The 13,632-nt window shown below is 47.9% G+C and carries 10 protein-coding genes; 9 read left to right on the top strand and 1 reads right to left on the bottom strand.

The genetic code is table 11. The features are described 5' to 3' along the window. Nucleotides 1-92: 92 nt before the first annotated feature. A complete protein-coding gene (locus tag MYF79_RS18890) occupies nt 93-1,325 on the bottom strand; it encodes a DUF1624 domain-containing protein (protein WP_247809204.1) in 1,233 nt (410 codons plus the stop codon). A 227-nt stretch (nt 1,326-1,552) separates the two neighbouring features. On the opposite strand from MYF79_RS18890, the gene MYF79_RS18885 reads away from it, so the two are divergent. The 9 genes from MYF79_RS18885 (at nt 1,553) to MYF79_RS18845 (ending at nt 13,483) form a co-directional block, all read left to right on the top strand. Further along, nucleotides 1,553-2,374 carry an SDR family oxidoreductase gene (locus MYF79_RS18885; RefSeq protein WP_247809203.1) on the top strand — a complete coding sequence of 274 codons (822 nt, stop codon included), beginning with the start codon at nt 1,553-1,555 and terminating at the stop codon, nt 2,372-2,374. A gap of 69 nt (nt 2,375-2,443) precedes the next feature. Continuing rightward, nucleotides 2,444-3,367 carry a helix-turn-helix domain-containing protein gene (locus MYF79_RS18880; RefSeq protein ID WP_247809202.1) on the top strand — a complete coding sequence of 308 codons (924 nt, stop codon included), beginning with the start codon at nt 2,444-2,446 and terminating at the stop codon, nt 3,365-3,367. A 525-nt stretch (nt 3,368-3,892) separates the two neighbouring features. After that, the gene (locus tag MYF79_RS18875; RefSeq protein ID WP_247809201.1) at nt 3,893-5,104 is read left to right on the top strand and encodes an MFS transporter; all 1,212 of its coding nucleotides are present in this window, start codon (nt 3,893-3,895) and stop codon (nt 5,102-5,104) included. Nucleotides 5,105-5,288: 184 nt separating this feature from the next. Continuing rightward, a complete protein-coding gene (locus tag MYF79_RS18870; RefSeq protein ID WP_247809200.1) occupies nt 5,289-6,206 on the top strand; it encodes a helix-turn-helix domain-containing protein in 918 nt (305 codons plus the stop codon). 137 nt (nt 6,207-6,343) lie between these two features. Then, the gene (locus tag MYF79_RS18865) at nt 6,344-7,372 is read left to right on the top strand and encodes an efflux RND transporter periplasmic adaptor subunit (protein ID WP_247809199.1); all 1,029 of its coding nucleotides are present in this window, start codon (nt 6,344-6,346) and stop codon (nt 7,370-7,372) included. Nucleotides 7,373-7,408: 36 nt separating this feature from the next. Next, nucleotides 7,409-10,543 (top strand): efflux RND transporter permease subunit, encoded by a 3,135-nt coding sequence (locus MYF79_RS18860; RefSeq protein WP_247809198.1) that lies wholly within the window; start codon nt 7,409-7,411, stop codon nt 10,541-10,543. Between the two features lie 44 nt (nt 10,544-10,587). After that, nucleotides 10,588-11,880 (top strand): TolC family protein, encoded by a 1,293-nt coding sequence (locus tag MYF79_RS18855; protein WP_247809197.1) that lies wholly within the window; start codon nt 10,588-10,590, stop codon nt 11,878-11,880. A 293-nt stretch (nt 11,881-12,173) separates the two neighbouring features. Beyond that, on the top strand, nt 12,174-12,779 hold the full coding sequence (locus MYF79_RS18850) for a hypothetical protein (RefSeq protein WP_247809196.1): 606 nt from the start codon (nt 12,174-12,176) through the stop codon (nt 12,777-12,779). Nucleotides 12,780-13,198: 419 nt separating this feature from the next. After that, nucleotides 13,199-13,483, top strand: coding sequence for a hypothetical protein (locus MYF79_RS18845; protein ID WP_247809195.1), 285 nt, complete (start codon nt 13,199-13,201; stop codon nt 13,481-13,483). The last annotated feature ends 149 nt before the right edge of the window (nt 13,484-13,632 follow it).

Below are 13,632 nucleotides of genomic sequence, written 5' to 3'. Positions count from 1 at the left end.
CCAGCGCTTTTCTGATAGGCTTAAAAAAACAATAGGATGAGATTACCATCCGGCAGTCTCATCCTAAGTAAACAGTAAACAATAAATATCTTTTAGAAATAGCTCAACCACTTCTTTCCTCCCTGGTTCGCCTGTTTATACCGGCTGAACCACAGGCTCAAGGGGTAAAGCATCAGCATCACCACTATCCATACGAGGTATACCACCGGCAGCGAAAATCCATATCCTCTTAACTGCGGATTAGCCGTTACCCATGTGGTAAGGTTGACCATACTGCCCGCCGAATGTCCCGACAAGCCGGCTGCCAGTATGCCCAGACCATGTATCAATGGGATGTGCAACAGGTAAAAGAACATGGGCACCCTGCCGAAGACGGTCACTTTGGATGTCAGCTTGTTCAATGGCTTTTCAGCGTAAGCGAGGAACAATAAAGCCGGTCCTAGCGTCATCAGGATATATAGCAATGAAGGTGGATACTTCGTTACATTGACAAAAGAGAGCACGGTAAACACAAAGTTCTTCTGTACAGACCACTGCGCCGCGTCACCGTAGATATTGATCCCACGCAGTACAATAAAAAGCGCAATGGCGCCAAGACCTATATTGCGAAGCAGCTTTTTGCGGGTCTCGGGCGCGGTATCCTTTGCATAGAGACCACCCAGGCAATAGCCTAAGCTAATAATGCCAATGTATGGAATAACGGGATAGCCTATTATAAAACGGAAAGGACCGGCGGTGAATCCTGAGAAATTAGGTTGGTGCAACACCGACCATAGTACTGCACCGGCGCCATTCCCATCCACATGCACATTATCCAGCGCATTATGTCCCGCTATCAGTACGATGCCAAGGACCAGTAAAGCCTGCCGGGGTAAATGGATCAGCAGGGCCAGTACCATCATGCTGATACCGAATGCCCAGATCACCTGGAGAATGAACCCCGGGTAATGGGGATTAAAGGTCCAGAACAGGGTGATAAGCAGCATCTCAACCATTACCAGCCAGAGGCCTCTTGTTAAAAGAAATCCCGAGAGCGCTTTACGTCCATTCTTCATTCCATAAAGACAGGCGGAGATGCCGGCTAAAAGCATGAAAACAGGCGCGCAGAAATGTGTGATCCACCTCGTAAAGAAGATAGGGACACTGGTGTGCTGCAGGTCCGTCGGATCGTTGAGATATGAATACGCGTGAAAATAGTCGCGAACGTGATCAAGCGCCATAATGATCATAATGGTACCTCTGAGGAGATCAATAGATTCGACACGGCGACTTTTGGTTGTTGTTGGTGGTGTGCCTGCTAATGCAGTATTATTTTCCTGGATCATAAGAAGCCCAAATATCAGCAAAATCTTAAGATCTTTTGTAATGGGAATATCAAACGATAGGTCGGCTTATCATGTACTGGCGATTCTAAGATCAATTCGCAGCTCGTTTGCCGGCCTGCCGCTATCGTAACAAAAAAACACCCGATACGCCAAATTGTTAAGACATGCCGCCAAAAGTATAATTCCTTCCACGCCCGCTGCCCGAATTTTGTTAAAAATTAAACACAATGTCTAACACAATTTTTATTACAGGCGCCTCCTCAGGATTGGGCAAAGCAACAGCAAAACTTTTTCACAGCAAAGGCTGGAACGTAATAGCCACCATGCGTAAACCGGAAGAAGAAAAGGAATTGTCGGTACTGGACAATGTCACCTTGTTAAAATTAGATGTGACCAGCCTTTCAAGCATAGAAGAATGCGTACGCGCCGCCACCAGCCAGTTTAGTATTGACGTGGTATTCAATAATGCGGGATATGGGCTTGTCGGACCATTGGAAACGCTTTCAGATGAACAGATCACTAACCTGCTCAACACAGACCTGTTGGGTGTGATCAGGGTAACGAAAGCATTTATGCCGCATTTCCGGGAAAAAGGAGCCGGGCTCTTTATCAATACGTCCTCTATTGGCGGCATGATCACCTTCCCTTTAAATGCGTTGTACCATGCAGCAAAATGGGGCCTGGAAGGCCTGGCAGAAAGCCTGCATTTTGAGTTCTCCAAACTGGGTATCGGTATCAAGAACATACTGCCCGGAGGTATCCGTACCGATTTCGTAGGCCGGTCCATGGCTTTTGGCACATTGAATACCGCACCGTATCAATCCATACTTGACAAAGCCAATGAGGCATTCAGCCAGGTCATGAAGCCTGAACAATTAACCCCGCCGGAAGTCATTGCGGAAACGGTGTATGAAGCAGCTACTGACGGGAAGGACCAGTTGCGTTATATTGCCGGTGAAGATGGTAAACAATTCTACGCTACCCGGAACAAAATAGGAGCAGACGCTTTCAGGGAGCAGTTTGACCAACTGTTCTTCGGTAAAAACTAACAGGCCGAAAGGGAAGGGCTAGGCTTACAATAAGCAGGAAACGCAGGTAAAAACAACTAATTTAGCAAGATGGAAAGAAAAGTGGTCAAGGTCAGGACAATCAGTGAACTACACCGGCTATACAATTGCGGAGCGCCGAAGCACCCGCTGGTGAGTGTGATAGATCTCATGTCTATCGACCATAACGTACTGGATCCGGGTGTCGGTTACCAGATGGATCTTTACCTCGTTTCCTGTAAACGTTTTAAGGGGGAGATCATGTATGGCAGATCGCCGTACGACTTTGAAGAAGGGTCTGTCATGTTCACCTCCCCCGGGCAGGTGCTGAGCGTAGCGCAGGAAGTTAAGATGGCAGAAGGCTGGGCCCTGTTCTTTCATCCTGACCTGATCAACGGCTCCAGCCTGGGCCGGCTGATACATCAGTATTCTTTTTTCCTTTACGACCTCAATGAGGCCCTGCATGTTTCAGAAGAGGAAAAAGCCATCCTGTACGATAGCGTCAGCAAGATCGAGCGCGAATGCGCAGGGCGGATCGACAAACATACGCAGCATCTGATCGTCTCCAACATCGAACTGTTGCTCAGCTATTGTGAACGCTTCTACGACAGGCAATTCCTGACAAGGCAAAAGGTGAACAACGATATTGTGCAACAGTTTGAGTTTTTACTGAATGAGTATTTTACCCGGGATATACTGCAACAGGATGGCCTGCCGGATGTAAAATACTTCGCTTCAAAACTGAACCTGTCTGCCAAGTACCTGGCCGACCTGCTGCAGAAATTCACCGGTAAATCGACCCAGGAACATATCCATCTCAGGCTTGTCCAGGAGGCCAAAAACCTGTTGTGGGGCACCAATAGGTCCATCAGTGAGATCTCGTACAACCTGGGTTTTGAACACGCCTCTCATTTCAGCAGATTATTCAAAACCAAAACAGGGCTGACACCAGGAGAATTCCGCAACAACCGGCAGGAGCCGGATGTGACCGGCTAGTGTTAAATGCAATATGTCAAAGAACTTCTCCGTGACTTCAATTGCGGGAAGGTGCTGTCAGGCGGATGGTTCCTTCCCGCAGTTGTTTCTGCAAAACACTGGTTGCTGTTGAACAAATCAAGAGCCCGGAGCAGGATAATGACCCCGTCACGAGAACATACCGTTCCGGCGGAATAAAGGAAGGACCCCGAAGCAGGATGATGGCCCGCCAGGGGCGTCAGCCATACTATTCCGGAAAACAAAGGAAGGGCCCGGCGTCGATCACACTCTCACCCAACAACTTCCCGAACGATCGTTCAAAAATTATTTGGAAAAATAGACCGTGGAGTCTAATTTTGTTCGATAGAATTCGATCTTTCGATTGATTGATTCAACCGGACGGACAGTTTAACTGTCCTTTTTTAGGAGGATTAAAATACCAATCGGTATATTATTGGGTAATAAACAGCGTACTCTGGCAGGCGCTGGCTACCGTCAGCTGCAGCTTGTGTGTTGCAGCCGGGGTGCTTTAAAATCTAAACAGGCATGAAATTCATCAAGGAAAACCATCATGGTATCAGCACCGTTCTTGCATTTGCATTGATTCCCCTGTCGGGCTTTGCAACCGACATTTATATCCCCTCGCTGCCGTCAATGGCGGCCGATCTGAACGCGAGCAATGCTGCAGTGCAGTTGTCACTGCTCATCTTCATGATCAGCTACGGCAGCAGCCAGTGGTTCATAGGTAGCTTCCTGGACAGCTTTGGCCGTTACCGTCTTGGCATAGCGGCTTTGCTGGTATTTACCTTCGCCAGTTTCTCCATTGGCCTCTCCCATAATATTCACCTCATTTACGTGATGCGTGTGATCCAGGGTATCTGCGTGTCGCTTATCGCAGTGGGCAAGCGTGCCTATTTTGTAGATATCTATTCCGGAGAAAAATTGAGGCATTATACCAGCATGTTTTCCATCATCTGGGCTACCGCACCAATTGTGGCGCCATTCCTGGGCGGTTACCTGCAGACCAATTTCGGGTGGCATTCCAATTTCTATTTCCTCGGTATCGCCGCCTTGCTCTTGCTCATACTGGAATTGAAATACAGCGGAGAATCACTGAAAACCTTCCAGCCCTTTAAGATGAATACCATCCTCAAGGTGTATGGCACGATGATCAAAACGCCCGATTTCGTTTTAGGACTGGTCATTATTGCCCTGTGTTATTCTATGGTGATCGTATATGGTATGACAAGCCCCTTCATCATCGAGCACCTGTATCATTATTCCCCGGTAGTGACCGGCTATTGTTCTTTGCTGTCAGGTTTATCGCTCATGGCAGGAGGGATCATCTCCAAATCACTCATCAAGCGTCCGTTCTCAAAGAAGATCGCAACAGCGCTTATTGTACAGGCAATGGCTATTGCCGGGATGCTGAGCACTTCGGGTTATGCGTCCAACCTGTACACCCTGATGGCATTTACTATTGTCATCCATATGGTGAGTGGTTTTATCTTCAATAATCTCTTTGCCTATTGCCTGGGACGTTTTCAGAAGAATGCCGGTATTGCCAGCGGTATCACCGGGGGAAGCCTGTATGTGCTTACTTCCTTCCTCAGCTATTCCATTGCCAGTGTACTGTCTATCAAAACGCAAACCTTACTGGCCGAGGCATACCTGCTGTTGGCGTTGGTACTGTGGGGCGCCTTTGCCTTGTTCACGAAGGCCAGAACAGCGCATCAGCGTACTTTGGCTACTGCTTAATATGCTTTACCTGCCATTAATCATACATGAGAAAAGCAGTTGCCCTGAATCTCTCCGGCGGCTGCTTTTTGCTTTAGCACAATTGCTTTTATGACAATAGCCCCATAGGTAGTCGCTTCCAGCAAAATGTGAAGGAAAATATTTTACTTTTGCCTGTGAGTAGCATGCTCCTTAAAGCCAGACAATGAAAAATACATCCGTTACCACAGGCGCCGGCAGTGGTATTCCCTATCATACCTTTACAGAACTGCTTTCCATGATGGATGGGCTCCAGCATACAGAAGGCCTGTTTATAGTGACCGAGGAGGACGACAATCGTATGAGGAACCTGGTGCAGTATCCATTCCGTTCCGACCATTTTATCATCATCATGCAGGTGGAAGGAACTTCGCAGGTGCGGATCAATTCGACAGACTTTCACATACGTGAAAAGGAGATCTTGTTAATTCCCCCGAATGCTGTACGCCAGTTCCAGGAAGTGCAAACGGGAATGCGTTTTGCCGGACTGGTTTTTACCTCCGGTTTTGTAGCACGCAGCGGTATCAGTAAGAAAGATGCCGATATGCTGGACTTCTTTTCGGCTAGTCTTCCTGGTTTTGAGCTGAAACCTGCAGAATTTGACAGGCTGTTAAACATGCTCATGCTGCTGCGCGAAAAATACACTTCTACGGATGGAATGCCTGCCGATCAACAGGTCATCTTTTATCTCTTCCTGGCTTTCTTGTATGAGCTCCGTTCTGTGTATATGCGCAATAACGGTGATAAAAAGATACAGCTTACCAGGAAGGAAGAGATCACCATGCGGTTCATCAGGTTGTTGAATGATTACTGTAAAGAGGAACGAAGCGTGTTATTCTACGCTGCACAAATGAATGTAACACCCCGCCACCTGACCCAGACGGTGAAAGAAGTGACCGGCAGATCGGCGGGAGAATTGATTGACGAAATGGTGATCGTAGAGGCCAAGCTCTTATTGAACGATGTATCCCTGAGCCTTGCGCAGGTGGCTGAAAAACTGTATTTCAGCGACCAGTTCTTCTTTAGCAAATTCTTTAAACGAAATACCGGTATTACCCCTTCCGAATACAGGAAGTTTGCCTGAACCCCTGAACGCCCCCTGGTCGTTTTAGACATATACTCTCTACTTTCAGACATTCCCCCGGCGGGAACTTATGCCCAACTTTGCCCGAGCAATTTAACTCCGGGTAAAGGAGAATAGCAATTTCTAAATATATACTCATGAAGTTTTTTCTTGGAAGGGCTCCATTCGTACTGGCTTTGCCGGTACTGGCTTCCTGCGGCCATCAGCAGCCGGGAAGTATGAAACAGGAAGCTGTAAAGGTATCGGTAAAAAAAATAACAACCGACGCAAGACCGGAAGTATTGCATTATCCCGGGGCTATTGAAGCTGATAATACAGTTACCCTTGGCTTTTCTGTTGCGGGCAGAGTCACGGCTGTCAATATCCAGGAAGGGCAACAGGTGAAGGAGGGCCAGCTGATGGCTAGTGTGGAAACCGAAGAATATATCAGCGCTTTGCAGAGCGCGAAGGCTGTAGAGGATCAGGCCGCCGATAATTTCAAAAGACTGAAAGAACTGCACGATAAAGGCAGCTTGCCGGAAAGAGACTATATAGCCGCCAGGTCGGCCTTGTCGCAGGCAGAAGCGAATGTACGCGTTGCGGCTAAGCGACTGGCCGATACCAAACTTTATGCACCATACACCGGTATTGTCTCTGCTAAGCTGATCGACAAAGGAGCTACTGCCTCTCCGGGCGTGCCTGCTTTCACCATATTAAAGACTGACCAGGTATATGCCAAAGCCCCTGTTACAGAAAGCGATATCAGCAAACTGGCCGTAGGGAAGGAGGTGCTGGTGATCATTCCTGTGCTGAACGACAGCTTAAAGGGTAAGGTTACCATCATCAATCCACAGGCAGATAACAGTTCCAGGACTTATGCCGTAAAAGTAAGACTGAGCAACAAAGCAGAGAAACTGTTACCGGGTATGCTTACCGAAATGCTGGTATACACAGGCCTGGCACAGGAAAAGATCGTGATACCCGCCGCTGCTATCGTGCACGATGCCGACGATATTACCTATGTATTTGTAGCTGATGACCAGCATAAAGCTATCCGCAGGCGCATCACCGCTGCCGCTGTTACAGGCAATAACGAAGTGATAGTCCGGGATGGATTGCAGGCAGGCGACAGGCTCATCACCGAAGGCCAGACCCGTCTTGAAGACGGCAGCAACATTCAGTTCTAAGCTAATTTCAGTTACTATTTAAATCATTCGAAACAGATGAGTAAGTCGAGAAAGATGCATTTCCTGGAAGCGGCGATGAAGCATAAGCAGGTCGTTATTGTTGTAACCTGCCTGTTGCTGGTAATAGGTGCATTTGCGCTACTGAATATGCCCCGCAGTGAAAATCCCAGGATAGATATGCCTACTGCATTGGTCTATGCCTTTTATCCGGGCGCCGATGAAAAACAGGTAGAACAGGAAGTAACCAAAAAAATAGAGCAATATCTTTTTTCCTTCGAGGAAGTAAAAAAGCGTAGTACCAAATCCGAAACCAGGGAGGGACAAACCTTTGTTACGACAGAAATATTTACTGAAGTGAAGGACCGGAAGAAGTTCTGGCATACACTGCAACTCGATATGGACGCCAGGTTGCGGCCACAGTTACCCACAGGTGTGATCGGCCCTTTCGTGAACAGCAACTTCAGTAATGTGACTGCTATGATCATCGGGGTGTCTTCTCCCATTCGTAGTTATGCAGAGATAGAGTCCTATCTCGATAAACTGGAAGATGGTTTGAAGACGATTCCAGTAGTGTCGAAGATCAACCGCTCCGGCGTGCAGAAACGGCAACTGTACCTGAATGTCAACGACGATAAATTGCGCCAGTACGGTTTTGATATTGCCAGCCTGGTAGGCGTGTTACAGCAGCAGAACGTAACAAGTTATACCGGGGAGCTTAGCATGGCTTCTGATTATATCGTTCCCATTTACACCAACAGCAGGTATAAAACGGAAAATGACGTTGCGAACCAGATCATCTTTAACAAGCCGGATGGCACCATTGTGCGACTGAAAGATGTGGCCACTATTGAGCGTCGTTTCGAGGAACAGTCATCCTATGTACGTATGGGTGAGAACAAGGCAATGGTGTTGTCCATCGATATGCAGCCGGGGCGTAACATCGTACAGTTCGGGAAGGAAGTAGAAGAGAGGATCAAAGAGATAGAACGCACATTTCCGGAAGATGTGAAGATCACAACGATCGTGAACCAACCGGAAGTAGTCGCTGAAAGCATCAGCCATTTCATGGTGGAATTTGGTATGGCTATCGGATCTGTGATCATTGTTGTGATGCTGCTGCTGCCGTTCCGTGTTGCCGCGGTAGCGTCTGTGGCGGCTCCTATCTCCATCCTGATCACTTTTGGTATCATGAATATCGTGGGCCTGGAATTGCACCAGGTAACGCTGGCAGCCCTGATCATTGTGCTGGGGATGGTGGTAGACAATGCCATCGTAGTCGTAGACAATTATATTGAGAAACTGGATGAGGGGATCACGCCCTGGCAGGCCGCCTGGCAGGCCGCTAAACAATTGACCCTGCCCATCTTTACCGCCACACTCGCCATCATCTTTGCCTTTGCACCACTGGCGCTTTTTATGGACGGTATAGCAAAAGACTTTATGGCCTCACTGCCGGTGACGATTGCCATTGCATTGATCGCGTCCATGCTGGTAGCATTGCTCTTAACGCCTTATACCTGCTATGTGTTCATCAAAAAGGGACTTAAACACAAGATGAGCGACAGGCCTATGAAAAAGAACCTGCTCGACAGGTTGCAACAGGTATTCGACAAAGGAGTGGAACTTTGCTTCCGCTGGCCGAAGTCAACGATGCTGAGTGGAATAGCAGCGGTATTACTGGCGCTTGTCATTGCCGGTAAGGTAGATCCGGAGTTTTTTCCCATCAGCGAACGTAACCAGTTTAACATGGAAGTATGGCTGCCTTCGGGATCTTCCCTGCAACAAACAGAAGAAGCGGTAAAGCGTCTGGAAGCGGTACTGAAAAAGGACAAACGCGTGGTGCAGATCACCAGTTTCATGGGTATGAGCTCTCCCCGGTTCCATACCTCCTATGCACCGGAAACACCCCGCAGGAACTATGCGCAGGTGTTTATTACCACCACCAGCAGCGAAGCAAGTGAAGAGATGGTACATGAATACCTGCAGTCATTAAAGGGCTTCCTGGCCGACGGCAATATCAAACTGAAACAGTTAAGTTTCCAGGAAGGCGCTCCCATCGCCGTCCGCGTGATAGGAGACAATATAAATGACCAGAAGAAAGTAGCGGCCCAGGTCAAAAAGATACTGGAGCAGGCGAAAGGCACGAACTGGGTAAGGCTAGACTGTGAGGAAGAGTATTTTGGTATCCGTTTACAGATCAACGAGGACAAGGCCAATCGCCTGGGCATTTCTAACCAGGCCATCACACAGACCCTGGGCGCCGGCTTGAAAGGATATGCCTTGTCAACAATGTGGGAAGGCGATAAGCCGGTCGACATCTTCCTGCGTTATGATTCTGCCAGCCGCAAAGATGCGCAGGCGCTCGAAAACCTGCATGTGAGCACCCGTTACGGCGATAAGATCCCCCTGAAGGAAGTTGCCGCGCTCACGCCTTCGTGGCATACGGGTATGATCGCGCACAGGAATGGACTGAGAACACTTTCCGTATTATCAGAGGCACAGATGGGGCAGAAGCCATCCCGTATACTGAAAGAAGTGCAACCACTGATCGACCAGTTGAAACTGCCGCCCGGTATCCGCATAGCGTATGGCGGCGACGCAGAATCATCCGCAGATAACCAGCCATCCATGATGGTATCGCTCGGTGTAAGTCTCATCCTCATCTTCCTGACCTTGCTATTCCAGTTCAGGAACCTGGGTAAGACCCTGATCATCCTGGCCACATTCCCGCTTAGCCTGTTAGGAGCTTTCTCCGGCTTGTACCTCACCGGCAATCCCCTCGGTATGACCGCGTTTATGGGCATCATCAGCCTGATCGGCATTGTGGTGCGGAACGGTATTATCCTGGTAGATTATGCGGATGAACTGGTGCACGATCATGGTTATAAACTAAAAGCAGCCGCCCTGGCTGCGGCGAAGCGCAGGATGCGTCCCATATTCCTCACCTCATCTGCGGCTGCTGTCGGTGTGGTACCGATGATCATCAGCAAGTCGCCTATGTGGGCGCCGCTGGGTAGTGTACTGGCCTTTGGCCTGATCGTATCCATGATATTAACACTTTTCGTGGTGCCTGTGCTGTACAGTCAGTTTATAAAACCGGTACCTGACATGCCGGACATGCCTCAGGCAGATGCGGACGATCCTGTACAGTACAAACCTGCACATGCCTAAAGGGACGCGGCATCTTTTCAAACCGTTCAATTTTATTTAAGCAAATGAGTATAGTTCGATATATCAAACCGCTGCTTGTAAGCACAGTCCTGTTCATGTCGCAATACGCGGCTGCACAGCGGGTACTGACGCTCGAAGAAACAAGGCAGCTGGCAGTGACGAGGAATAATAACCTGAAGGCTGCGCAGGAGAAGATAGGTGCTGCCCGCGCGCAAAAGGCGATTGCGTCGGCGAAAGATAAGCCGACAGTAGATGGTTCGGTGACCGGCTTTTATTTCGGTACGCCGCTGAATAAACTCTTACCGGAATATGGTGTGAGCCCTATGCTGAGCGCTTCACAGCCGATTTATGCAGGTGGTAAGATAAGGTTAGGCAAAGCAGCGGCAGATAAAGGCATTGAAATAGCGGAAGAGCAGAAAGCGCTGACAACGGCAGAAGTATTATTATCAGCCGAAAGTGCCTACTGGCAGGTGGTTGCCGCAAAGGAAAAGATAAGACTGGCAGAACAATATGCACGGCAGCTGGATGGCTTGTACCAGGAACTGAATAACGCTTATACAGCTGGTCTCACGTACAAGAATGATCTGCTGCAGGTAAAGGTACAGCAGAACAACAATCAGCTGAATGTTATCCGGGCGAATGACACCTGGGTGTTGTCCAAGCTCAATCTGGCGCAGATAACAGGCTTGGGCGACAGCACGGACTTTGTTCTTCCTGATTCCGTATTGGGTGAATTCAATAATGAAACGCTCCACCGCTCGATGGAAGAGATCACAGCGAACAGGCCCGAAATAAAGATCCTGCAAAAGTCGCTCGAGGCAGAGCAGATACAGGCCAGGCTGTTGAAGGCAGATTTCAGGCCTACTATCGGATTGACCGGCGCAGGTCTGGCTGGTTTTGGGAAACAGGGCATTAACCTGGGCAATCCGTCCAGTAATGCATTTGCCAGCTACTACGGCCTCGTGCAGGTAAGTATGCCAATACTGGACTGGGGACAGCGAAAGCAGAAGATCAGGCAACAGCAGCATAATATCAGCGCACAGCAATATCAGTTGCAGGAAACAAAGGAAAAGATATCACTGGAGGTTCAGCAGGCATATTTGCAGCTGAATGAGTCGGCTAAACGTATTGAGCTATCCGGCGCGTCACTGGAACAGGCAGATGAGAATTTAAGATTGAGCAATGACCGGTTAAAGGCAGGAACTATCACAGGACAGGATGTGCTGGAGGCTCAAACTATATGGCAGCAGGCGTATAGCAATATCATTGACGCAAAAACAGCTTATCGTATCAGTGAAGCGAACCTGTATAAAACATTAGGTATGACACGGTTTTAGTATTAGTCTTTTGCGTTTTGACCGGCGGTCCGGGGTATACTTACCCGGAGATCAAAACCAAGAGTATAACAGTTGTAGGTTTAAGCAATACACCGGTGCAGTCCTGCACTGGTGTTTTTTTTAGTGGTTAGGGGATATTATATATATTTGTATTATAAAAAATAATATCCCTAATGCCCTCTGTTCGTACTATGATGTATGCAGCTTGCTCAGTTGCACTCTTTTTTACCGCCTGTAGCAAAGGAAAAGAAGAAAACCCAGTTTCTGGCTTGTATGTCAGTGCTAATGCTGTTATGTATGATTCTGTAAAATTGTACACAAAGTCTGGTGTTATTACCGATACGACGATTATACATGGAGCACTTGAAAGGAGATGGGACAATGTCACATTCCATCTTAAGGCCGGTTTGGACTCTGTCGAGAAATACAGGACCGTGAACGTTGATCCGGAAGGAGGTAATTCCTACTTCGACTACAAGACATATACACGGGCATATGACATTATAAGCTACAGTAATGGACTGATAGTGCTGCTATCAAAAGATTCTGTTACCAATGAAGGCCTGGGACGTCCCTGGGGCCCGGTTCCGGATGTTCTCAATTGCGGATCATCAGGTACATTAATCACCAAATATGTTAATTCCTATTTGTATTGGAGTGACGGTATGAATACCTATTACCGCAAAGGGAAAAGACATGCCATTTTAGAAGAATCAGCCGGCTATCTCACATATCCTGGTATAACCTATATGTTTACGCAGCACTCTAACGGCCGTTCGGTTTGTATTGCTTCATCGCAAGATATTAACAACCAATTCAATGAAGCGGTTCTTGCACAGCTGGGAAATGAAGACACCCTGATAGTTCAGGTAGGCAGATTGCGGTTGGTTAAACAGTAGATGGCATGTGTCGTAAACAGAGAAGACGCCTCAAACGTATTGAGGCGCCTTCTCTGTTCAATATACCTGGAAATCCGTAAGCGATATGGGCTTAACTAACGGATATAATATCTGTTTACATAGAAACGCTTTTCACCTTTCATCTGACATTCCATTCTCGGTCACGGTATTATTGACGTATGAAAATGTGGAATAGGAGGCTCTGGTCTGATTTCCTAAAGCCATGATCCCATTCGTGTACGCAAAACGGCCGTGACTATCGAATTTTGTCATCAGGGAATCTTCCATGACTATATGGCCATCACTTTTGTAATAATAAGTAGCTGTAAACAGTAAAGAAAGATATTTCCTACTTCCTCGAAAATACGGTCTTCTACAAAGTAGGTCATCACCTGAGTCATAATGGAACCGCAACAGCCATGGAGCTCGACATGATGACCAGTGATGATCTGACAGCCATGGCAACGCTGGATTTCACCAAGATAAATGATGGTTGGCTGAACACCATGCCTAACGATTTACTGGGCGCTGAACTGATCCGGAAATGCGCTGGTAAGCTGTATGTCAGCGGAGATTGCGACAAGATACTTGACAACATGAAGACAGGCCGGGTTACTATTAAGAAAGCGCATGAGCGCACCATGAGGGCACTGCACCAGGCGTTTGCAAACAAGAACCACCTGGAGTGTACGATAGAAGGATAAATTCATCGACAGACGACTATTTATCCCTTTGCAAAACTTATCGATCTCGCCTGAGCGGCCTGAAGTAGCAGCAAGACGCCAGGGACAAATAAATTCATCGCATTTATATCGACCCGGGGCTGAAATTCCGTGGTAACATACCGACCCGA

Origin of the sequence: Chitinophaga filiformis (assembly GCF_023100805.1) — a bacterium.
Lineage (GTDB): Bacteria > Bacteroidota > Bacteroidia > Chitinophagales > Chitinophagaceae > Chitinophaga > Chitinophaga filiformis_B.
The sequence above is the reverse complement of the archived record's forward strand: the minus strand, read 5'-3'. Positions and strand labels throughout refer to the sequence as shown.

Excerpts from the sequence above, each read along its gene's own strand:
- MYF79_RS18890 (WP_247809204.1), bottom strand. The coding sequence starts at position 1,325 with ATGATCCAGGAAAATAATACTGCATTAGCAGGCACACCACCAACAACA.
- MYF79_RS18885 (WP_247809203.1), top strand. The coding sequence starts at position 1,553 with ATGTCTAACACAATTTTTATTACAGGCGCCTCCTCAGGATTGGGCAAA.
- MYF79_RS18880 (WP_247809202.1), top strand. The coding sequence starts at position 2,444 with ATGGAAAGAAAAGTGGTCAAGGTCAGGACAATCAGTGAACTACACCGG.
- MYF79_RS18875 (WP_247809201.1), top strand. The coding sequence starts at position 3,893 with ATGAAATTCATCAAGGAAAACCATCATGGTATCAGCACCGTTCTTGCA.
- MYF79_RS18870 (WP_247809200.1), top strand. The coding sequence starts at position 5,289 with ATGAAAAATACATCCGTTACCACAGGCGCCGGCAGTGGTATTCCCTAT.
- MYF79_RS18865 (WP_247809199.1), top strand. The coding sequence starts at position 6,344 with ATGAAGTTTTTTCTTGGAAGGGCTCCATTCGTACTGGCTTTGCCGGTA.
- MYF79_RS18860 (WP_247809198.1), top strand. The coding sequence starts at position 7,409 with ATGAGTAAGTCGAGAAAGATGCATTTCCTGGAAGCGGCGATGAAGCAT.
- MYF79_RS18855 (WP_247809197.1), top strand. The coding sequence starts at position 10,588 with ATGAGTATAGTTCGATATATCAAACCGCTGCTTGTAAGCACAGTCCTG.
- MYF79_RS18850 (WP_247809196.1), top strand. The coding sequence starts at position 12,174 with ATGTATGATTCTGTAAAATTGTACACAAAGTCTGGTGTTATTACCGAT.
- MYF79_RS18845 (WP_247809195.1), top strand. The coding sequence starts at position 13,199 with ATGGAGCTCGACATGATGACCAGTGATGATCTGACAGCCATGGCAACG.